This window comes from Cyclobacterium roseum, assembly GCF_010119225.1.
GTDB classification, from domain to species: domain Bacteria; phylum Bacteroidota; class Bacteroidia; order Cytophagales; family Cyclobacteriaceae; genus Cyclobacterium; species Cyclobacterium roseum.
The window spans coordinates 1-21,218 of sequence record NZ_WNKF01000026.1; the positions used below are offsets into that span (position 1 = coordinate 1).

Here is a 21,218-nt window from a genome sequence, read left to right on the forward strand (position 1 = left end):
CCGCTAGCGTTCATCCTGAGCCAGGATCAAACTCTCCATTGTAAAGTTTGTGTGGTGAAAATTCATTTCGTAAAAAACGAACTTTCACTGTATTATTCTAGTTCGAATTAAATCGAATCGTCAGGATCATTATTTCTATCTTACACTACTTCAAAGAACTTGTCAGGCAACTTGCTTGCCCGCTTGTCGAAACGCTTTCGTTTCGTAGTCAACTAATCTGCGAAATGGGTTTGCAAATGTCGGATTAAAATTTCAGATTCTCAAACCTTAAGATTGAAAATTTTTATAAAATTTTGCTTCTTTTTATGGAAATTAACACCGGGAAACTCGCTTCCTTTCGGCACTTTTTCAGGTCTTTTTCTGAATTGGAATGCAAACATATACCTCTTTTCGGAGATAGCCAAATCAGAGCGGGCTTTTATTCGCTATTTTTACGAAATACCTGATTAACAGCCAGATTTGTTTTGGTCATCCCTTGGTAGCTTTCGCCCGCTTATACACCGGTACCGTACTACAGGGCTCCCCAAACATTAGGCTCCTTGCTACCGGTAGTACCATGTTCACCAATTCCCCGTAGGCATAATCCGGTACAGGCAATTTGCTGCAACCCTTCACGACCACCGGCTTGTCCCGAAAGGCCTCTATGTCTAGCTTTCGCAAGGCCTTTCCCATTAAATGAATTTCCAGGTCTTTCAAATTACCGATAACTACCTCCCTGGCCGCTTCCTGCAGTCGCACCACTAACAACATATAAGCCCAGGTAGGTATAATGGCTTCTACCGAACAATGAACACCCACCAATTTGTCCTTGTAAACCGAAGTGTCCAACTCCTTCACCTGTTGACGAAATTCCTTTTCCTTCACCACCATCCCCTGAAACAGCAGGGGCTCCAGATCAAATAAAACCCGGTCTCCCTTTTCATAAAAGGATTCCAGATCTATGGTGACAATTGGACTACTGGCAACTCTGTTGGTAATTTCACTCATGACAATAATGGATTTTTCTTTGACTTTAGAACCATAAACTCCTTTAAGTAGTTCGGCTCAAAATAGGCAATATCCGCTACCTCTCCCCTCCCAAGCTTTTCGTAGGCAATTTCACCTACACCCGAAGCAGAGTTGAGACCATCCCTGAATATCGCATGAGGTGAATGCAAGCATTTTTTGGCCTTTTCGTTCGCATTTCCTACAAAATACACCTTCCCTTTCTCCAAAAATTCCTGAAAAGGTTTTTCATCCAGAATTTCGGGGCGTGACGCTACCAGCGTCTTTCCCTCATGATTTAATACAGCGGCATACACTTCCATTCTTCTGGCATCTATCATAGGAATGATATACGAATTCGGTTCAGCTTGTGAAATGACTCCCCTTCCTAAGGCCTCTAAACTATCCACTCCAATCAATGGCAGGTCATGGGCAAAAGCCAAGCCCTTAGCCGTGGCAACCCCAATTCGCAATCCCGTATAGGATCCGGGGCCCTGGGCCACAGCGATGGCATCCAGATGCTTCATTCTGTAGCCCAACTGATCCATCAGACTCTTAACGCAGGGGACCAGCTTACTACCGTGTACATTCCCCTGATGTAGTTCCATCAATCCCGTAAGCCTTCCCCTTTCATGAAGGGCCACCGAACATATGTCAATCGAAGTATCAATAGAAAGAAGTAGACTCATGGTGTTTGAATAGTTTGCCCGGTTTGTTCCCGGCCTAAAACGTAATGTAATCACATTCCGGAAAAAATAATGCTTGCGGTATCAGCATCATTCTTTGGGTCTGAATAGCGGTATACCTACTGCCCCGAACAAAAACCGACTTTACTAATGGGCCTCCCTAAAAGTCCTAAATCCATTTTTATGCGGGCAATTACCACGAGGTATTAACCCCGAGCATAATAGTTGGTGTTACAAAGATTAATTGGGAGACAAAATGCTGGAATACCGCTCCGAATCTTTCACAATTTCCAGGGCTTTTACCAATTCAGGATCCTTATCCAATGAAGCTTCAATGGTCCCCTGTTGATAATAGTACCTGGATACGATTTCATCCTTGAGGGCCTCTTTTATTTCTTCTTTAAAGGTGATCAGGTCTTGCTCCTTACTATGGCTTACACTTTCCTTTAAAGAAGCCAATTCATCCCGGATATCTTCGAAATACTTTTCCCGCTCAGCATAGGTTTCCAGGTCATCAATCGTTTTTTCTACTCGTGTAGTATAATCATATTCTTTGTCCTGAAGCCAGTTCACAAACTCATCATACAACGCTTCACTAACCTCAAATTCTCTGGCAGTCGGAATGGAATCCCGCTGGAGTGCAAATTGATTCGCAAATCTGAAAATTAAGCTTCGTGTAACCAAACTATAAGTAATCGGGGCAAAATTACGTGAGTCAATTTCAATATCAGGCTCAATTCCCACCCCATCATAGACCGTTCGCCCATTTTTGGTTTCAAAGGCTTTCCTTAAGGAGTCGGGCACGGATCTTCCACTGCCCGCTTCATCCTTCAAGCTGTAGTCTATGGCCTGAATACACCGACCGCTGGGAATATAGTATTTGGCGGTAGTCAATTTAACCTGAGAATTATAGGACAAGGGGACGGTACTTTGTACCAATCCCTTGCCAAATGATTTTCTACCAACCAAAACTGCCCGGTCGTAATCCTGTAATGCCCCAGCCACAATTTCGGCAGCGGAGGCACTTCTTTCATTGATAAGCACCGCTAAAGGAATGTCTTTATCGATAGGGGACAATTCAGTGGTATAGGTGGCATTCACATTTTCCAATTTCCCGATCGTTTTTACTACCTCTCTCCTTTTAGGTATAAATATATTGACCACATCTACCGCCTCTTTCAATATACCTCCCGGATTATCGCGGACATCAAGAATGATCTTTTTGGCTCCCTCCCTTTTAAGGTTTTGAACTGCCTGGCTGACTTCTGTGGCAGCATTGGTTGTAAAATCGCTGAGTTTAATGTAGCCCGTTTCCCCGTCCACCATACCGTGGTAGGGCACATTGCTGATGACAATCTTTTTCCGGGTAAGGTTGAAGGTGAGAGTATCTTCCCCGCGCTTTACCTGCACCTGCACTTCGGTATTGGCAGGCCCCTTTAGAAGAGCGGAAATTTCCGCTGTGTTTTTATCCACCACCTGAACCGAATCTACCCGTAGCAATTCATCCGCTACTTTTAGCCCGGAAAGTTGAGCAGGAAATCCCTTGTAAGGCATTAAAATCATGTTAGCCCCAACCCTGTTTCCTATTACTGCTCCTACTCCCCCGTATTCACCGGTAGTCATCATCCTGAAATCATCCGACTCTTCCTCCGGGATGTATTCGGTATAAGGATCCAATTCGGCCAGCATGGCATTAATGCCTACCGTCACCAACTCATCCGGATCAATCTCATCCACGTAATAGGAATCCAATTCCCTGATCAGGGAGGCAAAAATATCTAGGTTTTTGGCAATACTAAAAAGCTTGTCGTTCTTGGGATAGAAAGAAAACAAGGAAACGGTCACCCCTATCAGCAGAAGCGTGCTCAGCAGAACTTTTTTTGATTTCAACTTATTCATTCTTAGGAAATTTTGCTTTGGGGATTTTTTGCAGGATCTTTTTCACCTTCGGCTCGATCTTATGATACCCCATTAATTCCTGAGATACGTAAACCAACGCGATAAGTTTTTTCGTAACCCCAGGCTCCACCAGGAGAAATTTATTTAATCGATAAGCTTCTTTTACCCTTCGTTTGACGTAGTTTCGGTGAACAGCCTTTCGAAGTTTCTTTTTCGAAACCGACACCAAAACCTGATTTTCAGCTGCCGCCTCCTGATCCAGCCAAATGACCTTGAAGGGGTATAAAAAAAAAGAGGAACCTTTATCAAAAAGTTCCTTTATTGACTTTTTGGAATGTAACCTTTCATCCTTTGAAAATTTACAATTCCTCATGTACAGCAATCTAGTCTATCTGTTAAAGATAGCAAAAAAAGCATTATTTCTTCAGTGTCTTCTCAGAAGAAACCGATAATTTATGCCTGCCTTTTGATCTTCTTGCTTTTAGCACCCTTCTGCCGTTGGCAGTAGACATTCTTTCTCTGAAACCGTGCTTGTTTCTTCTTTTCCTGCGGGAAGGTTGAAATGTTCTTTTCATTATTGCTATCTTTTACTTTTCTATCAGGTAATTTTAAAGGACTGCAAAGATAGATAGGTTTTTTTTATTTACAAACCAGTGGCTTACTTTTGTTTAGGACCTAATTCATTCTATCCATGATTTATACCCTTTCCACACCGATTCCTTCTTCCCAGATTCTGGAAGTCCAACTCGATTTCCAATGCGAAAAAGAAGAGCTCGTCCATCTGCAACTCCCTTCCTGGCGACCCGGCAGGTATGAAATCGCCAACTACGCCCAGTACCTTATAAACCTGGAAGTTCATGGTCCGGCAGGGCCAGTCGATTGTCAAAAAAAGACCAAAGACCTATGGGAATTTACCGCCCCGGACCCCGGGTTGTACCGGATGAATTATACCTATCATGCTGCCCAGTTCGATGCCGGGGGCAGTTGGGTTTCCCCAGACCTGGTTTATATCAATTTTATCAACCTGGCATTTGTCCTAAATGGCCGTGAACACGAGCCGATTACCCTCCAATTGAACGTTCCAGATACCTATCAGGTCGCCTGTGCCCTGGCCCAACCCGAACCCGGCTTGCTTCAGGCTAAAAATGTCCAGGAATTGGTAGACAGCCCGCTTTTGGCCGCCAAAAAACTGCATCATCGTAGCTATCAGGTTAACGATAGCCAATTTCATTTATGGGTTTCTGGAACCGTTTCCTTTGATTGGGACGACGTTCTGAAACAGTTCAGGAATTTTACCCTAAAACAAATCGACGACTTTGGCGATTTCCCAGCCAATGCGTATCATTTTCTGATTCACTTACTCCCTTTCCCGCACTACCATGGCGTGGAACATAACTACTCCACCGTCATCACCCTGGGGCCAGACCATCTGATGGCTACCAAAGTAGGGATGGATCGACTAATGGGAATCTGCTCGCATGAATTATATCATTTTTGGAACGTTTGCCGGATACGGCCAAAAGCGATTCAGCCTTATGATTTTTCCAAAGAAGCCTATCTGCTAGAGGGGTTGATTGCGGAAGGCGTTACCACCTTTATGGGGGACTTTTATTTGCTGAAGTCCGGGTACTATTCTACCAGGGAATACCTGGACAAAATGGAAACGCTTTTTGAAAGGGGCTTTGAAAACCAGGGATGGAAAAACCAATCCATCATCGATTCGAGTTTTGACCTGTGGCTGGACGGATACAAAGCGGGGGTCCCTGATAAAAAAGTGAGTATCTACACCCACGGAGCATTGCTGACCTTCGCAGTCGACCTTTTGCTATTACAAAATGGTCGGCGAATGCATGAGGTCATGAAAATCATGTGGAGCAGGTTTGGGAAAACAGATAGGGGTTACACCCTGGAAGATTTTCGAAAAACGATCCTCTCCCTTTCTGAAAACCCCGGAAAAATGGACTCGTTTTTTGAACGTTTCGTCTTAGGTAAGGACGATCTCTACCCCCTGTTAAAATCCCTGCTAATGGCGATCGGACTTGAGGTTCAACAGGTGAAAAAAGAAAGTAGTCTGGAAAGTGCGTTTGGAGTAAAAACAGATCATAAAGGAAAAATCATCCGGATCCATTCCCAATCAGCAGCCTATCAGCAACTCATGATACAGGACGAAATCCTCACTTATAACATTACTGAAAATGGTGCTCACTTAACAATAAGGCGTTGGCAGCAAGAAAAGACCGTCTATCTGCCGCCATCGGATCAATCCTATTTCATGAATTACCGGATTCGACAGACGGGTAACCCAGAGCATTTTGAAAGATTTATCCGGCTATAAACCATACCCGGCCGCTGGAAGAAAACCAACGGCTAAAAATCACGTATAAATAGCTGTAAAACAAGTCTATAAAGCCATGGACACCTTGCATCAAATTGAACATTGGGCCGATAGGCACCATCCCAGGTGGATTGATTTCGTTCGCATTAGTTTAGGCCTTTTTATCCTATACAAAGGCATACTATTTATCTCTGACACAGAGGCGTTGATGAACCTGATTGGAGAAATGGATTTAGGTTTTTTTCACATGGCTCTTGCTCACTATGTGGCTTTTGCCCACATCGTGGGAGGGATGTTGATTGCCATGGGCCTATTAACCCGATTGGCTGTAACGGTACAGCTTCCTATTTTGATCGGAGCTGTATTTTTTGTCAATATGGACTCTAAATTTCTAACCGTTACCAATAACGTAGAATTTGTGCTTTCCCTGATGGTTTTAGTACTACTCCTTGTATTTCTGGTATTTGGATCTGGAAAATTTTCTATCGATGATTATATGAAAAATCATCCCACCGCTTAACGAAACAAGGGAACTACTGTTCCCCTTTCATTTATTCAAACAGGGAATCATCTAATTCTTGGTTGATTTGAATATCGATTAGACGAGTCTCCAGTGGCACTGGTAATACCGCGTTAGAAATGGAAACTTTCATAGGAAATTTAACACCCTCTATTTCCTGATAATCCCGGAATTCAACATCGCCAGCAATTTCCGCTGTCATTTTAAGTTTATACCCGCTTTCTATGCTGAAGTATTCCTTGCTCTTCAATCCTTCGGTGCTGGTCACATGCAGCGTATAGGCTGGCTCTCCGTCAATCTCGGTCGTTTCACCCATGCGCATGGTAAACCCCATCTCCTCATAATACAACTCAGGAAAGGCATAAATATTGGTTTTTAGGGTTTCTAATTGGTCAGCACTCAGTGCCTGAACCTGCCCCATGGCACTCATGTATCCTTCATTATTATTGACTACGGTTTTTTGGACTACGTTTCCATCCATCACAACCTGTTGCATCATTCGCAGGTTTTCGATGTCGCGGACAGTGCTCATTTCCACGGCCATGCCCTGCACCTCGGCCTCCATGACCAATACCAGGGTCTTTATCTCGCTAATTTTTTCTGCACCGCCAATGGCATTCACATAGGCATCCAATACTTCCTTCGGAGTCTTTTCAGAAAAGGGCTTTATATCCCCATACAATCCTGCTACAGAAACGGTGGAAACCAGTATACCTGCTGCGATGACCAGAAAAATAAATTTTTTCATGCAACCTCTCTAACGTAATTTAAAATTAATTAAAATCCTGATCTGACAAAGGTACATTTAATTCCAGATTTTCAACCTTGGAATTTAAAGGCACCGGGATCATCGGGCTTTTTAAGATCATGGTTACCGGAATTTTCACTCCCTCAAACTTCTGGTAATCGGAATACGTGGTTTCTCCGGAAATCTGATTTTCACTTTTCAACTTCAGGCCACTATCCATACTGTAATAATTGGTTACCTTGCCTCCGGTAGGATTGGTCACCACTAATTTATAAGCTGCCTCCCCTTCTATCTCAGCCGCCCCATCCAGTTCCAGTGTGTAGCCCATGGATTCATAATACAATTCCGGTATCAACCAAAGGGATGCCATTTTCACATCCTCGTACTGCTCATCCGTCAGGGTTTGCGATTGCCCCATGGCACTGACGGTTGCTTCTCCGTCTTTAAGAATGGTTTTGGAGGCCTCATTGCCCATCATCATTACTTTTTGGATCATGCGTTGGTTTTCCATATCGTGAACGGCCAGCATGGTTAGCTGCGATCCCTGCACTTCTGCAGACATTTCCATTTTGGCAGAGTGAATTTCAGCCGCCGCATCCTTGCCACCTATGGCTGCAAAATACTGATCCAACACCTCCGAAGCCGTCGCATCCGCATCGGACAGATTAATTTCCTGAACCTTGTCTCCTTCATTAGAGTACAATTCCACTTCTCCAAACCGGGCCAGCCCTTCTTTGATATCGGATCCGTTTCCGACCACGGTGATGTAAAGGTTATCAGGCTTCATGTATTTTTCGGCTGCTGCATTGATGTCCTCAATGGAAAGGGCTTCCAGGCGTTGCAGGTAATTGCTGTAATAGTCGTCCGAAAGACCATAGCGTGCAGTATTGATGGCAAAGGTGGCAATGGTATTGGGGTTTTCAAGAGACCTGCCAAACCTTCCACTCAAATTGGCTTTTGCGGTTTCCAGTTCCTCTGCTGTGATGCCATTTTCCGCAATATTTTGTATTTCATATAAAATCTCATGAACTGAGGAGTCGGTTACCGCATTTCTAACAGAAGTATTTGCAGAAAACCGGGCAATTAACCTATCCGAACCAAAACTGGAGCGCGCTCCGTAGGTATATCCTTTGGTTTCTCTGAGATTTCCGTTTAGCCTGGAATTGAATCCCTCGCCTAAAATAAAGTTCAATACCCGGGTGGCCATGTAGTCTGGATTCGCCAGATCCATTTCCACCGGATAGGAAACGTTTATGACCGATTGTACCGCAGAGGACCGATCGTGCAACGCCACTTTATTTTCTGCAGGCAGTTCGGGCTTTGCATAGTCAAATTCGGGTACCTCTCCCTTTTCCCAGGATGCAAAATAGGATTCGGCCAATTGCTTCGCCTCCGTTTCGTCGATATCTCCCACCATTGCCAGGTAGGAAATATTCGGTTTGAAGAAAGTCTTGTAATATTCCCGAATGTCGTCAAGGGTCACGTTTTCGACGGTTTCCTCGGTCATTGGTTCTCCATAGGGATGATCCTTGCCATATACGATTGCACTGGATATCAAATTCGCCAAATAGTCCGGATTATCCTTCGAGGAGGCGATGGAGGTAAGCGTTTGCTTTTTTAGTTTGTCCAGTTCATCCTCCGGAAATACCGGATTGTTTAGGACATCTGTCATTAAATCCAGGATTTCCTCCTGGTGCTTTTTCAGGGAAGAGCCCGAAAGAGATGTAGAACTCGCACTCAAAGAGGCCCCAATAAAATCCACCGCTTCATCCAATTCGTCTTTTGTCCGGGATTCGGTTCCAGCCTTCATCATGTCTCCCACAAAACTGGTTAATCCGGCTTTTTCCCCTTCAAAAAGGGGATCACGATCCAGTATTAAATAAAAAGACACTCTGGGAAGTTTATCGTTAGGAACCACAAACACCTTAAGCCCATTGTCTAAGGTAAAGGTGGCAGGCTTATCAAAGGCTATTGTTGGAGCTGGCCCGGGTTCAGGTAAAACCGATCGGTCTACCTGTGCGAAAACAGTACTGGTAAGAAGCCAGGCAAAAAGCAATAATGATAGGTTTTTCATGGTTTTCAGCGTTTAAAGATTATTCCTGATTGGCTGCGGTTTGTTGGGATTTTGGCAGGTAATAGAGCACTACCCTGCCGTCCAGCGTGAGGTATTCCTTCGCAACCCGCTGTATGTCTTCCCTGCTTACCTCCCGATACTTTTCGAGCTCCCGATTGATATACCCGGTATCTCCATAAAATAACCTGGATTCTGCCAGGTTTTGGGCGATGCCCTCTACCGTGGCATTTTTGCTCACCAGGTCACTTTCGATAATATTCTGCAACTTCTGGAAATCCCTTTCCGATATGCCTTCCTCCTGAACTTGCCGGATCAATCCATCAATCTCACTTTCCAGATCCTCGGGCTCGACCCCCATATTGGTAATCCCGTACATGATGAAAATACCCCCATCTTCCAAATCCAGCGGGATGGCAGCGATGACCAGTGCCTTTTGCTGCTTATCTACCAGTTCCTTGGTCATCAAGGAAGAGTTACCACCGGTAAGGTAGGTGGACAGAATTTCCATAGCATAAGCATCGGGATGGTTCTTGGGAGGCAGGTTGTAAGCCTGGATAATCGCCGGAATTTGAATGTTGTCGTAGATGACATCTCGAATCTCTTCTTCTTTTCGGGGTTCTTTTATTTCAGGCCGATAGATTTCTTCTTTACCTTGTGGAATTTCAGCGAAATACTTCCTTACCCAATCTTCGGCTTGTTCATAATCAATATCTCCTGCTATGGTAAGGATAGCATTATTGGGCACATAGAAATCGTTGTAGAATTTCATAAACTCATCCAGACTGGCCGCATTCAAATGCTCGAGAGATCCTATGGGTGCCCACTGATAGGGATGTTTGGTGTAAGCCCTTGCCAGGGTTTCCGGAAGGATGGTTCCATAAGGCTGATTATCATAGCGCTGCCGCTTTTCTTCTTTGACCACCTCTCGTTGGGTTTCCAGCCCCACCTCATCGATTTTTGCATGCAACATGCGCTCGCTTTCCAGGTAAAGAGCCAGCTCCAGGTAGTTTGAAGGCATCAACTCATAATAATAGGTGATGTCGTTGCTCGTAAATGCGTTCAATGCTCCACCATTACTTTCCACCAGGTCCGTGTACTCTCCCCTTTCAATGTTTTCAGAGCCTTCAAATAGTAAGTGCTCGAAAAAATGGGCAAACCCTGTACGTTCGGGATCTTCATTTTTAGATCCTACGTGGTACAGGACAGAAGTCACCACGATCGGTGTCTTATTGTCCTTGTGCATGATCACATGTAGCCCATTGTCCAGGGTAAATTCCCTAAAGTCAATTTTGGTCTGACCAAAGGCCATTGTTTGCATAAGGACAACACAAACGAACCAAATAGATAGCTTTTTCATAGGTAAGTGATATAGTTTCTGGTTGTTTACGAATGGTTTTATGATCCAAACCGTTCACTAATGTAAAGAGTTATGGTTTAAATTTTTCGTTTGTAGGAAAAAACTTGACTAAAATGTGAGCATTCACACCTTAATCTTTTCTACTAACGCTTTTGATGCAGCAAGGTTTTTTTCATGTTGGCTCGTTAAAATTTGAAAAAAATCCTCCGAAACCAGTTCCGGGTTTCGCAGCAATACCCCAAATTCTTTTGTGGCCTTTTTTTCTTCTTCCAGACAATATTTTGCGATTTCTTTTTCGTTATCGTGATCCAAAGAGGTTTTAAAGTTTTTCCAGGATCTTTGAAATAGATTTAAGAATCCTCCCTTTTCGATCGGTTGTCCTTCCAGCCGGTATATTTCTGTAATGAGGGCATCCCTAAGAACGATTTTTTCTTTGGCCCGTTCGATAAAAAATTCTTTGAAGGGCCCCTCTCCCAAGTTTCTGGCTGCGTCTTTGTATCCCTTGATGCTTTCATGGGTATGTCTGAGGATTTGGTTCAGGTAGTTGATCAGTTTTTGTTGAATAGCCATACGCAAAATTATTGATTTTAAGCGATAAATATACCAAAATGCTTTGGTCCTGCCTATCCTTGCCCGTAATAGCTTGGCAACCGGTTTGATTTTACCCTGGCATTCAATATCTTCACCACAGGTAAAATCTATTCCTCAATTAGCTCACAAAAAGACATGAAAACGAAATTCGGTGGCTATTGGCTATCTCCCCTATGCTTGGGCATTTTTTTGGTACTTGCCGGATGCTCACCCCAACAGAATACCCTGGTAGACAGTAAAGAAAATTGGTATAAGGGAAACCTGCATACCCACTCCTATTGGAGTGACGGGGATGAGTTTCCTGAAGTAATTATGAAATGGTATAAAGACAATGGATACCAGTTTGTTGCCCTTTCTGACCATAATATTTTCCAGGAAGGAGAAAAATGGGTAAGCATCCGACAGGACAGCGTGTATCGAAATGCATTTCAGAATTACCTCGATGAGTACAGCGATTCCTGGGTGTTTTATGAGGAGGATGGCGACGAGCTTCGGGTCAAACTCAAAACCTATGAAGAATATGCGCCTTTGTACGAGGAAAAGGAACGGTTCATCATGCTGCCAGCAGAGGAAATTTCAGCCGGATACGAGGGGAAACCTTTGCACCTGAATGCCACCAATCTCGACCAATTGATACAGCCCCGTGAAGGAGGAAGTGTTGTCGAGGTCCTGCAAAATAACATCAATGCCGTACTCGAACAGCGACAAGAATCCGGCAAACCCATGATGGTGCACATCAACCACCCCAATTTCAGATGGGCCATTACACTTGAGGACATGATTCGCCTCAAAGGAGAGCGGTTTTTTGAAGTCTATAACGGACACCCGGCAGTCAACAATCTGGGAGATTCCACGCGACTGGGCTACGAAGAAATGTGGGATTTTATCAACATCGCTTACCTGGAAAAAGGGCAGCCCTTGCTTTTTGGACTGGCTACGGATGACAGCCATAGTTACCACGAGCAATCCTCCAAACTGGCCAATGCCGGCAGGGGTTGGGTAGTGGTGCGGGCTCCGGAACTGACTCCCGGAGCTCTGATCCAGTCCCTTGAAAAAGGAGATTATTATGCTTCCACGGGGGTGGAACTCGAAGAGGTTCGGTATGCTGATAACCTGCTAAGCATTCGGGCCAAACCAAAAGATGGGGTTACCTATACCTTACAGTTTATCGGTTGTAAAACCGGAGAAAAAGAAACGGTCGTTTTGAAAACCGTTTCAGGCAATGAAGGTGAATTTGAAGTCGCAGATGACTTTCAGTTTGTCCGTTGCAAGATCGTATCCTCCGAAGCACAGGAAAACCCGGTAGAAAACATGAAATACCAACAGGCCTGGACACAACCGGTAAGGCCCAACGGAGAACCTTTGGGAAATTAATAGTTCGCCGGCTAGTTAGTATCAAGTTTTCTTTCCCGAGGGGGAAAACAAACCATCCTGTTTAATAGTAATGAATACTGACCGGTTTGGCATTGGCGCTTACCGGCAAGCAGACCTGTATTAAATCAATCCACTCATGTTGCAAGCGCTCAAACTTTTGGCCCCTTTGGCCTTCATTTGGTTAACCTTTTCCCCAGTTATCGCTCAGGAAGCAAAAAAAATCAGCCTGGAAGATGTTATCAAAAAGGGAATATTCCGCCCTGAGACGGTCAACGGGATCAATTGGATGAAGGACGGGCGCTATTACACAGCGCTGAAAAAAAGCAATGGTTTCTCCCAGGTAGTTCAAATCAACCTGGAAACCGGTGAAGAATCCCGGATTCTGATCGATGGGCAAGAACTGGGACTGAACTTTAGCAACTACGCCTTTAACCCGGATGAAAGCATGGCACTGCTGGAATCTGAAGTGGAACCCATCTACCGGAGGTCCACCAAGGCTGTATTTCACCTGTTTGACCTTCGCACAGAACAGTTGCGCCAACTTGAAAACGGAGAGAAGATTTCGTATGCCAGTCTGTCCCCAGATAATACCCGAGTGGCGTATGTAAAGGGAAATGACCTTTTCTATGAAGTGTTAAGCACCGGGAAAAAGGTACAAGTTACTTTTGACGGGGAATCCAATTCCATTCGCAATGGGGCTGCGGATTGGGTATACGAGGAGGAATTCTCCATGGCCAAGGCCTTTGAATGGTCACCCGATGGCAGCAAACTAGCATTTATTCGTTTTGATGAGCGGGAAGTACCCCTCTTTTCCATGCAGCTATGGGGTACCCTATATCCGGAAAATTATCAATTCAAATATCCCAAGGCAGGAGAAAAAAATGCCGAGGTAAGCATACAGGTGTACGATTTGGATATGGACCAAACGCAACTTATCGACACCGGAGAAGAAAAGGACATTTACCTCCCCCGCATGTATTGGGCTGGCGACAATAGCAACCTGGCGATCATTCGTCTAAACCGGCTTCAAAATCGTAAGGATATTCTTTTTGCCAACCCCAATACGGGCACTGTAAAAAAAATCCTAACCGAAACTTCTGAAACCTACATAGACCTCAACTACAACGACCACTTTATTTTCCTGCCTGAGAACAAGGGCTTTCTGACTACCTCTGAAACGGACGGCTTCAAACACATTTATCATTACGATCTGGAAGGAAACCTAGTCCGGCAAATTACCGAGGGAAAGTGGGAAGTGACCGAGTTGGTAGGGGTAGACCTGAATGATAAACGCGTATTTTACCTATCCACCGAAGTTTCACCCATGGAACGGCATTTCTACGCTATAGGGATGAATGGAAAAAACAAGCAATTGTTGACTCCGGAAAGTGGAACTCATGCCATTCGCATGAGTCCGGATCACCGTTTCTTTATCGATGCGTACAGTTCCGTTACCAAACCGTTACTAAGCAGGCTGATGAACAGCAAAGGCCGTTTGATCACCACCCTGGAAGAAAACGAGGATTTGAAAGACCGAATGAAGCATTATGCCTACCGACCTAAAACGTTTTTTTCCTTTCCCACAGCCGATGGCACCGAATTGAACGGGTACCTGATCCAACCGGCTGATTTTGACTCCTCCAAAACGTATCCCCTATTGCTGTACGTTTACGGGGGGCCGGGTTCTCAAAATGTGATGAACTCCTGGGGCAGCACACGTGATTGGTGGCACCAACACCTGGCCGCAGAAGGATACCTGGTCGCCTGTGTGGACAACCGAGGCACCGGCGGTCGGGGCAGGGATTTTAAACATAGCACCTATGCTCAACTGGGGAAATTGGAAACTCAGGATCAATTGGCGGCGGCGAACTATCTTGGTGCCAAGCCCTACATTGATGCGGAAAGAATCGGTATCTGGGGCTGGTCTTACGGCGGCTACATGTCCTCCCTGGCATTGATGATTGGGCACGAGCTGTTCAAAACGGCCATTGCCGTGGCTCCAGTTAGCAGCTGGCGGTACTATGATACTATCTATACCGAAAGGTACTTGCAAACCCCTCAGCTTAATCCTGGAGGGTACGATGATTTTAGCCCCATCAGCCATGTAGACAAGCTCAAAGGAAATTTCCTTTTGATCCATGGTACCGGTGATGACAATGTCCATTTTCAGAATTCGGTAGAGTTGCTGGACGCGCTGATTTCAGCCGATAAACAAGTGGATACTTTTTATTATCCCAACCGCAACCACGGTATTTACGGGGGCAACACTAGCTGGCACCTTTACCGGATGATGACAGACTATGTAAAAGATAAACTGTAGGTAATCCGGTATAATTGAGCATATTTTTTTGGTTTTCAGAGAAATAATTCTAAATTCCCTACTTATAAATCCGGAATCATGAAAGAAACGATCCATACTGCCCTGCAAACCTTAAGTTTAATCGCTGTGATCGGCCTGCTTGCCTGGTACTTCGTCGGGAGCAGCGTTCCTACCAATACCCTTTTTACCTGGATGATACTGGTTTTAATTGTAGCCGAAATCGGCAGTCTGGTTTTGGTGGGCAGCACGTTTCCCGAAAGCTATACTTCATTTAAAGTGGGGATCATTGCGGCTTTATTTATTTTATTGGGAATCAAAAACATGCTGCCTTCATTTTTTATCCCGCTCACCATTGCTCTGATGGCGGTCAACTTTCTCTATAATTTCTACACCAGCAGCAAACGAAGAAAGGGAGGCTATAAACGGAGGCGAAAATCCGTGCGAAATTAAACGGCAGAAAGGCACATGGTATCGTCTTGGCCCTATTCAACTACCTATTTACCCATTAAAATCGTTCAATTCTATTCAGTCAATGTTCATTAATGGACAGTATAGACCCCATTAATAGATTGATTATCAATTCATTTAATCAATTTTTAAAACTATTTTTTATCTTCCCTGATTTTGTTTTCACTGATATGCTTTACTCATTTTTACAAAACCTGTATCAGTACCAAACAAATTCGGATTCTTTCGTACGCTTTCGATACAACTTCTAGCTTTCGGAGCATCCTAAAAGGGTTTCATCCGAATTAAAAAATTTTCACCGGTTAACCGGTCCTCCAGTTACCCATTTTTCATGGTATGGCGTTGGTAATGATTCAGGAAAATTCAATATCCAACAAATGCACACATCCATGAAAACGTTAGCAACTCTAGTATTGACATTCAGCCTCGCACTTGGAGGTATGGCGGCTGATAAAAGCCTGATGGAGATATCATCCATAGAAGCGAAAGAACAGCGATTCACATTAAGATTAACGGAAGCAGCAGGCCAGGTTAGGGTATCGATATACAATCCGGATGGAAAACTGATCGATAGAAACCACTACAAGGTGGTTTCACCCCTGAATATTCCCTACAATCTGTCAAAGATGCCCGAAGGGAATTACAAGGTGAAACTGGAAACCAAAGAAGAAACCGTTAGTTTTGAAGTGGAAAACAGGAAAAAGGTCGAAAAAAAGCTCCTGGCTTACACTGAAATGATTGATCCTAACACCTTTACGCTTAAAGTACTCGGGATCGAAAAGCCCGGCACGGAGGTCACTATTTTTGACAATAGCCACACTAAAATCGCTACAGATGTTATCCAGGAAACGGGTGGCTTTGCCAAAAACTACCACCTTAAATTTCTGAAAGTAGAAGAAGTCTACCTGCGGGTAAAAGACGCGGAAGGCCGCATTAAATACCTGTATCTGGACTAAGAAATCAATCTGATTTGGTTAAGGGAGGAAATAGGCATGAAAAGCTTACTCCTCCCTTTTCTTTTTACTACTCCTTTGAATTTACGGTACTATTGTTCCAGAAAAGAACGAATAAAATAAATTGACTGTGGGATTTGTGCCACGGATCGGGACGACTCATCTTCGATGATCAAAAAATCCGTTCCTGCCTTTTTTGCCTGTCGGATAATGCCCTCTACGTCTATGTCTCCGTTACCTAAAACTACATTGGATTCTACGTCGCCGGTTCCGTCACTGGTACCGGAAGTTCCTTTTTTTCGATCCTTCAGGTGCAGCAAAGGAAACTTTTCAGGATGGGCCTCCAGGATTGCCAAGGGGTCTGCCCCTGCCATTTTCACCCAAAAAACATCCATTTCAAAATCGAAATCTTCCGCATTTTCTATCATATAATCAAACAACGTTCCTTCTCCATAATCCTTAAACTCGTAGCCGTGGGGATGGTAGCAAAAGGTAAGACCGGCATCTTTCACCAGCTTTCCCGCTCTATTAAAGACCGAAACCGCTTCTTTAGCATCTGCTTCTCCAAAATTTCCGGAAGTATGCGGGATCCAAAAAGTCACAATATAGTTCGCCCCAAAGAACTTTGCCCGATCAATAACAGCCTGCGGATTATCCCGCATTTCCTCGAACGTTCCGCCAACACTTACCAGCTGCAGGTTGTATTTATCCAAAAGCGCCTTGTACTTTCTTTCACTCATTTCATAAGTACCGCCACCTTCTATATATCGGATGCCCCATTGATTGATGATTTCATGGTACCTTTCTACATCCATTTTCATTTGTTCCCGAAGGCTATAGAGTTGAAGGCCGATTTCCTGTGCCTGAACGGGTAACATAAAGGGGATGGAGCTAAAGAACCATAGGCACAAGACTAGAATTGGTTTTTTCATCATTAAGAATTAAAGGTTATTTGTAAGAAAAACCAAGACCCACAGGAATTAGGTGTCCAACTGTAACAGGAAACTAATTTAATAGCGGGCGGAATCAACCTAATCCTCCTTAAACCGGTCCAACACGTACAGGAAGATGTTAAAGGATAGCGTGGAACCCTCCTCTGATGAGGTTTCACCATTTTGAATCTCTTTATCACCGGTATCCTGATAGACAGACCGGCCAGGATCCCCGTCTGCCCTGGAGTAACCTGAAAACGACCTCTTTTCGGATTTTTCGATGGATTTATCCAACTGCTTTTCAGAAACATGCGGATGGTAAGAAACCTCTTTGTCCTGTTCACCTGCAATTATTTCTCCGGCTTCTTTTTGTCCATAAGACAGGGTAGTAGAAAAAACACAAAATAATATCCCTAAAAATAGGATTTTTAAGCTGATTGTTGAAATTTTATTTTGTGTGAACACTTGGCAGCTCTGTTAATGTACCTGAAAAACGCCTTTCCATTATATAATGTTCCAATAATACAAAAAAAATTACCTGACTGCAAACGTTCCTATTGAATCCTATTGTCATGGTCGCTGGTAAATTGGTTCCACAAGCGGCGTAATAGCAGGCCAAATGCTGGAAAATCTAGAAATAATTACTTTACCTTTGGCAGGCGTAACGTAAGCAAATCGGCTATGATCGATATCATCCATCTCCATACATTTGCAGCGAATCAACCAGGTTATTTTTTAAAAGGAACCGCTGCTGATCGGATAGAACAGGTATCCATTGATTCCAGGAAAATACAAAACGGTACTCAAACGCTTTTTGTGGCTTTGGAGGGAACCCGGAGTAGCGGTTGGCATTTTGCAAAAGATGCCTACCAGAAAAATGTCAGGAACTTTATCTTGCCCACAGAGGCCAACTCGGCGGAACTTATTGAAAGCCTTTACGGAGCCAATATGCTATTTTGTGACGCTCCTCTGGAAGCCCTTCAAGCCTTGGCAACGTTTAACCGGGAAAAATTTTCAGGTCCGGTGGCAGGAATTACGGGAAGTAACGGCAAAACGATCGTCAAGGAATGGTTGTCTCAGGTCCTCTCGGCTAACTATCGGGTGTGGAAAAGTCCCAAAAGCTATAATAGCCAAATTGGGGTAGCACTTTCCGCCCTGGGCATGGAGAGCAAGCATCAGGTGGCCTTGCTGGAAGCTGGTATTTCCAAGCCGGGTGAAATGCAATCACTGGCGGCTATCATCCAACCCAACCTGGGGATATTTACCAGCATTGGAAGTGCTCATGATGAGCATTTTGAGGATCTGGAAACTAAAATCGCTGAAAAATGTCAACTCTTTGCGCACTGTAAGTATATCGTTTACCGAAAGGATCACACAAAAATCCATAGGTATCTGGAGCAACATTTTACTTCGGAACAGCTGGTCAGCTGGTCTGAACAAACCGGTGCGGATTATACCCTTGCGCTCCGGCCGGATGGGAGGCATACAAAAATCCTTTTGATCGGTAAAGACCTGACCACTTACACTTTTTCCAGTTCCTTCCGGGATCCCGCCTCCCTGGAAAATATCCGGCAGGTAATCGTTTCCGCCCTTGTTTTGGGAATGACTGCAGCTTCCATACAGAAGGGCCTGGACCTGCTTCATGCCATCGATATGCGGCTAACGGTAAAGCAGGGTATCCAACGCTGCCAGATCGTTGACGACAGCTATAACAATGACCTTGCAGGACTGGAAATCGCCCTGGAGTTTATGAACCAACAGCGTCAACCGGAAGGAAGAAAAATATTGATTCTCTCGGAAATGCATCAGGAAGGAAACCGGCAATCGGTCCTGGCCCACACCATCCGATTACTAAAACACTACCGGATTGATCTGTTTGTGGGGGTAGGGAAAACTTTTGAAGCATATCAAGAAATTTTTCCCGCTGGCAGTAGGTTTTACCCGGATACCGATACCCTTCAGCAAAACATTTCCAAGCTGAACTTAAAAGATGACCTGATTTTGGTAAAAGGCGCCCGGACCTTTCAATTCGAACGCATCGTGAGTTCGCTGGAAGCGCAGGTACATGAAACGGTCCTGGAGATTAATCTCAACAGCATTCGTCATAATTTCAATTATTACAAACAAAAAGTAAATCCGGGCACCAAAGTAATGGTCATGGTTAAGGCCTTCGCTTATGGCAGTGGTTCTGCCGAAATTGGCAATTACCTGCAGCAGATTGGCGCTGATTACCTCTCCGTGGCCTATCCTGATGAGGGAGTATACTTAAGAGAGAAGGGGGTACGCTTACCCATCATGGTAATGAATTCCGGTGCCCGCCATATTGACCTGCTCCTTCAGCATCAGTTAGAACCGGTGGTTTACGAGCTCAGTGCGTTAAAAACATTGGCTTTGGCTACCAAAGAATCTGTTTCTATCCACCTGGAACTGGACACGGGAATGAGGCGGCTGGGGTTGGAAGAGCAGGACCTAAAGGAAGCCATAACCCTTCTGGAAGCCCATCCAACGATTCGCCTGGCGGGCATGTTTACTCACCTGGCTACAGCTGACGAAGCGATCCACGATGCTTTTTCCCGGGAACAATTGGCATTATTTGAGCGATTGCGCCAGGAAATCGGCAGCAAACTGTCCTACCGGCCCCTTTGCCATGTTTTGAATTCCGCAGGGATTATTCGGTATCCGGAGTTTGCCATGGACATGGTCCGGCTAGGAATTGGACTTTATGGCGTAGAAATAAGCCAAAAGGAGCAGGCGAAACTGCAACCTGCCCTAACCCTGAAAACCGTGGTCTCTCAAGTAAAATCCCTAAAAAAAGGCACGACTATCGGTTATGGCAGAAAGGGAGTCATGGCGGAAGATGGAGAAATCGCCACGCTGGCCATAGGATATGCGGATGGATACGACCGCAGATTTAGCAATGGTCATGCCTACGTGCAAATCAACGGGAAAAAAGCAGCCACTGTGGGGACCATTTGCATGGACATGTGTATGGTGGACGTAACCGGGATGGACGTAAGGGAAGGCGATGAGGCCATACTTTTTGGACAGGAACCAACGCTACAACAGCTGGCTGAAAAAATCGGAACCATCCCTTATGAACTACTGACCAGCATCGGCAGGCGGGTAAAGCGGCTTTACGTATTGGACTGAATTCCCAGTGGATTGGGTCCCTTTCTGGTGAAGAATTGCATATATTTTCGTTTATTTGTCGTTTAGTCCGTACCAGGTAGTTGGGATTTCCAAAATGGAACTTCCACTGCATGCTTCGGATAACGCTCAGTCAATCCAAATCATTGAAACCTACATCCCTGATGACATCCCATTCGGTTAGAAAAAAAACAGAAATAACGTTTTTTTTGTTTTTGATCGCTTCCCTGTTTTCATGTGAAGACACCTTGACCGATGAGGTGCTGATCTATGATAATGATTTTTCGGAATCAGACCTGGTCTATTTTGAGAAAGGAAGGTTATACGATTTTAACGACGACACGGTATTGGGTTATTTCCACCACGAGGAAATCTTACTGAAGCTGCCGGATTTACCATCCCACAATACCGTCAAAGTGACCATTGACCTGCTGCTCCATGACAGTTGGGATGGAAATCCGGACAATATCGGAGGGCCTGATTTCTGGTACATGAATCTGGATGGTATTCAGGTATTGAAAACGACCTTCTCCAACAGTCCCTGTGAGTCCACCTATTGCCTGTACCAATCCTACCCGGATAATTACCCCCGGTTTTACGAGCCTAAAACGGAAGCCGTGAGCAGTGACCTACCCGGTCGCTGTCAATACAGCAATGACATCGGCTGGACCAGCAGGTACCAAATAACCAAAATCATTCGGCACGACGAAAATGAATTGGAAATCGTCTGTGGAGATGAATTGAAACAAGAAAATGCAGCAGATCCCGTTTGTGATGAAAGCTGGTCCATCGCAAGGATACAGGTGAGCACCATGACTGTAAACTAATGG

At 44.6% G+C, this 21,218-nt stretch carries 19 protein-coding genes; 8 read left to right on the forward strand and 11 right to left on the reverse strand.

Features of this window, described 5'->3' with window-relative positions; all coding sequences use genetic code 11:
* Positions 1-468: 468 nt before the first annotated feature.
* The 5 genes from GJQ68_RS22090 to rpmH all read right to left on the reverse strand — a co-directional run bounded on the left by GJQ68_RS22090 (position 469) and on the right by rpmH (position 4,144).
* Positions 469-987: a DUF2480 family protein gene (locus GJQ68_RS22090; protein ID WP_162419443.1), complete on the reverse strand. Its 519-nt coding sequence runs from the start codon at positions 985-987 to the stop codon at positions 469-471.
* Positions 984-1,673: a tRNA (adenosine(37)-N6)-threonylcarbamoyltransferase complex dimerization subunit type 1 TsaB gene (tsaB, locus tag GJQ68_RS22095; protein WP_162419444.1), complete on the reverse strand. Its 690-nt coding sequence runs from the start codon at positions 1,671-1,673 to the stop codon at positions 984-986. Before tsaB ends, GJQ68_RS22090 begins: the two co-directional genes overlap by 4 nt.
* A 237-nt stretch (positions 1,674-1,910) precedes the next feature.
* A complete protein-coding gene (locus tag GJQ68_RS22100) occupies positions 1,911-3,569 on the reverse strand; it encodes a S41 family peptidase (protein ID WP_162419445.1) in 1,659 nt (552 codons plus the stop codon).
* The gene (rnpA, locus tag GJQ68_RS22105) at positions 3,562-3,942 is read right to left on the reverse strand and encodes a ribonuclease P protein component (RefSeq protein WP_162419446.1); all 381 of its coding nucleotides are present in this window, start codon (positions 3,940-3,942) and stop codon (positions 3,562-3,564) included. Before rnpA ends, GJQ68_RS22100 begins: the two co-directional genes overlap by 8 nt.
* A 43-nt stretch (positions 3,943-3,985) precedes the next feature.
* The gene (gene rpmH / locus GJQ68_RS22110) at positions 3,986-4,144 is read right to left on the reverse strand and encodes a 50S ribosomal protein L34 (RefSeq protein WP_162342645.1); all 159 of its coding nucleotides are present in this window, start codon (positions 4,142-4,144) and stop codon (positions 3,986-3,988) included.
* Between the two features lie 116 nt (positions 4,145-4,260).
* Here rpmH and GJQ68_RS22115 point away from each other — a divergent pair, with 116 nt between their 5' ends.
* Positions 4,261-5,904 (forward strand): M61 family metallopeptidase, encoded by a 1,644-nt coding sequence (locus GJQ68_RS22115; RefSeq protein WP_162419447.1) that lies wholly within the window; start codon positions 4,261-4,263, stop codon positions 5,902-5,904.
* Between the two features lie 76 nt (positions 5,905-5,980).
* On the forward strand, positions 5,981-6,424 hold the full coding sequence (locus GJQ68_RS22120) for a DoxX family protein (RefSeq protein ID WP_162419448.1): 444 nt from the start codon (positions 5,981-5,983) through the stop codon (positions 6,422-6,424).
* A 31-nt stretch (positions 6,425-6,455) separates the two neighbouring features.
* Here the strand turns inward: GJQ68_RS22120 and GJQ68_RS22125 are convergent, their stop codons facing one another.
* The 4 genes from GJQ68_RS22125 to GJQ68_RS22140 all read right to left on the reverse strand — a co-directional run bounded on the left by GJQ68_RS22125 (position 6,456) and on the right by GJQ68_RS22140 (position 11,173).
* Entirely contained in the window at positions 6,456-7,172 is a 717-nt protein-coding gene (locus GJQ68_RS22125) for a LolA-like protein (protein ID WP_162419449.1), read from the reverse strand.
* Between the two features lie 25 nt (positions 7,173-7,197).
* On the reverse strand, positions 7,198-9,246 hold the full coding sequence (locus GJQ68_RS22130) for an insulinase family protein (RefSeq protein WP_162419450.1): 2,049 nt from the start codon (positions 9,244-9,246) through the stop codon (positions 7,198-7,200).
* Positions 9,247-9,265: 19 nt separating this feature from the next.
* Positions 9,266-10,603, reverse strand: coding sequence for a M16 family metallopeptidase (locus GJQ68_RS22135; protein ID WP_162419451.1), 1,338 nt, complete (start codon positions 10,601-10,603; stop codon positions 9,266-9,268).
* Positions 10,604-10,726: 123 nt separating this feature from the next.
* Positions 10,727-11,173 (reverse strand): DUF2383 domain-containing protein, encoded by a 447-nt coding sequence (locus GJQ68_RS22140; RefSeq protein WP_162342639.1) that lies wholly within the window; start codon positions 11,171-11,173, stop codon positions 10,727-10,729.
* A gap of 156 nt (positions 11,174-11,329) precedes the next feature.
* Here GJQ68_RS22140 and GJQ68_RS22145 point away from each other — a divergent pair, with 156 nt between their 5' ends.
* The 4 genes from GJQ68_RS22145 to GJQ68_RS22160 all read left to right on the forward strand — a co-directional run bounded on the left by GJQ68_RS22145 (position 11,330) and on the right by GJQ68_RS22160 (position 16,312).
* Positions 11,330-12,568: a CehA/McbA family metallohydrolase domain-containing protein gene (locus GJQ68_RS22145; RefSeq protein WP_162419452.1), complete on the forward strand. Its 1,239-nt coding sequence runs from the start codon at positions 11,330-11,332 to the stop codon at positions 12,566-12,568.
* A gap of 136 nt (positions 12,569-12,704) precedes the next feature.
* A complete protein-coding gene (locus GJQ68_RS22150) occupies positions 12,705-14,888 on the forward strand; it encodes a S9 family peptidase (RefSeq protein WP_162419453.1) in 2,184 nt (727 codons plus the stop codon).
* A gap of 78 nt (positions 14,889-14,966) precedes the next feature.
* Complete coding sequence (locus GJQ68_RS22155) at positions 14,967-15,338, forward strand: hypothetical protein (protein ID WP_162342637.1); 372 nt, start codon at positions 14,967-14,969, stop codon at positions 15,336-15,338.
* A 407-nt stretch (positions 15,339-15,745) separates the two neighbouring features.
* Positions 15,746-16,312 (forward strand): flagellar hook assembly protein FlgD, encoded by a 567-nt coding sequence (locus GJQ68_RS22160; RefSeq protein ID WP_162419454.1) that lies wholly within the window; start codon positions 15,746-15,748, stop codon positions 16,310-16,312.
* An 89-nt stretch (positions 16,313-16,401) separates the two neighbouring features.
* Here GJQ68_RS22160 and GJQ68_RS22165 read toward each other — a convergent pair whose 3' ends face one another.
* Complete coding sequence (locus tag GJQ68_RS22165; RefSeq protein ID WP_235941848.1) at positions 16,402-17,244, reverse strand: sugar phosphate isomerase/epimerase family protein; 843 nt, start codon at positions 17,242-17,244, stop codon at positions 16,402-16,404.
* Between the two features lie 96 nt (positions 17,245-17,340).
* Positions 17,341-17,706 (reverse strand): hypothetical protein, encoded by a 366-nt coding sequence (locus tag GJQ68_RS22170; RefSeq protein ID WP_162419455.1) that lies wholly within the window; start codon positions 17,704-17,706, stop codon positions 17,341-17,343.
* A gap of 216 nt (positions 17,707-17,922) precedes the next feature.
* On the opposite strand from GJQ68_RS22170, the gene GJQ68_RS22175 reads away from it, so the two are divergent.
* Both GJQ68_RS22175 and GJQ68_RS22180 read left to right on the forward strand, forming a co-directional pair.
* Positions 17,923-20,391, forward strand: coding sequence for a bifunctional UDP-N-acetylmuramoyl-tripeptide:D-alanyl-D-alanine ligase/alanine racemase (locus GJQ68_RS22175; protein ID WP_162419456.1), 2,469 nt, complete (start codon positions 17,923-17,925; stop codon positions 20,389-20,391).
* 161 nt (positions 20,392-20,552) lie between these two features.
* On the forward strand, positions 20,553-21,215 hold the full coding sequence (locus tag GJQ68_RS22180) for a hypothetical protein (RefSeq protein ID WP_162419457.1): 663 nt from the start codon (positions 20,553-20,555) through the stop codon (positions 21,213-21,215).
* Positions 21,216-21,218: the final 3 nt, after the last annotated feature.

Bases quoted from the DNA above. Each gene is read 5' to 3' on its own strand.
- GJQ68_RS22155 (WP_162342637.1), top strand. From the start codon at position 14,967: ATGAAAGAAACGATCCATACTGCCCTGCAAACCTTAAGTTTAATCGCT.
- GJQ68_RS22135 (WP_162419451.1), bottom strand. From the start codon at position 10,603: ATGAAAAAGCTATCTATTTGGTTCGTTTGTGTTGTCCTTATGCAAACA.
- GJQ68_RS22100 (WP_162419445.1), bottom strand. From the start codon at position 3,569: ATGAATAAGTTGAAATCAAAAAAAGTTCTGCTGAGCACGCTTCTGCTG.
- GJQ68_RS22180 (WP_162419457.1), top strand. From the start codon at position 20,553: ATGACATCCCATTCGGTTAGAAAAAAAACAGAAATAACGTTTTTTTTG.
- GJQ68_RS22145 (WP_162419452.1), top strand. From the start codon at position 11,330: ATGAAAACGAAATTCGGTGGCTATTGGCTATCTCCCCTATGCTTGGGC.
- GJQ68_RS22165 (WP_235941848.1), bottom strand. From the start codon at position 17,244: ATGATGAAAAAACCAATTCTAGTCTTGTGCCTATGGTTCTTTAGCTCC.
- GJQ68_RS22150 (WP_162419453.1), top strand. From the start codon at position 12,705: ATGTTGCAAGCGCTCAAACTTTTGGCCCCTTTGGCCTTCATTTGGTTA.
- GJQ68_RS22090 (WP_162419443.1), bottom strand. From the start codon at position 987: ATGAGTGAAATTACCAACAGAGTTGCCAGTAGTCCAATTGTCACCATA.
- rpmH (WP_162342645.1), bottom strand. From the start codon at position 4,144: ATGAAAAGAACATTTCAACCTTCCCGCAGGAAAAGAAGAAACAAGCAC.
- GJQ68_RS22125 (WP_162419449.1), bottom strand. From the start codon at position 7,172: ATGAAAAAATTTATTTTTCTGGTCATCGCAGCAGGTATACTGGTTTCC.
- rnpA (WP_162419446.1), bottom strand. From the start codon at position 3,942: ATGAGGAATTGTAAATTTTCAAAGGATGAAAGGTTACATTCCAAAAAG.
- tsaB (WP_162419444.1), bottom strand. From the start codon at position 1,673: ATGAGTCTACTTCTTTCTATTGATACTTCGATTGACATATGTTCGGTG.
- GJQ68_RS22160 (WP_162419454.1), top strand. From the start codon at position 15,746: ATGAAAACGTTAGCAACTCTAGTATTGACATTCAGCCTCGCACTTGGA.
- GJQ68_RS22130 (WP_162419450.1), bottom strand. From the start codon at position 9,246: ATGAAAAACCTATCATTATTGCTTTTTGCCTGGCTTCTTACCAGTACT.
- GJQ68_RS22175 (WP_162419456.1), top strand. From the start codon at position 17,923: ATGATCGATATCATCCATCTCCATACATTTGCAGCGAATCAACCAGGT.
- GJQ68_RS22120 (WP_162419448.1), top strand. From the start codon at position 5,981: ATGGACACCTTGCATCAAATTGAACATTGGGCCGATAGGCACCATCCC.
- GJQ68_RS22115 (WP_162419447.1), top strand. From the start codon at position 4,261: ATGATTTATACCCTTTCCACACCGATTCCTTCTTCCCAGATTCTGGAA.
- GJQ68_RS22140 (WP_162342639.1), bottom strand. From the start codon at position 11,173: ATGGCTATTCAACAAAAACTGATCAACTACCTGAACCAAATCCTCAGA.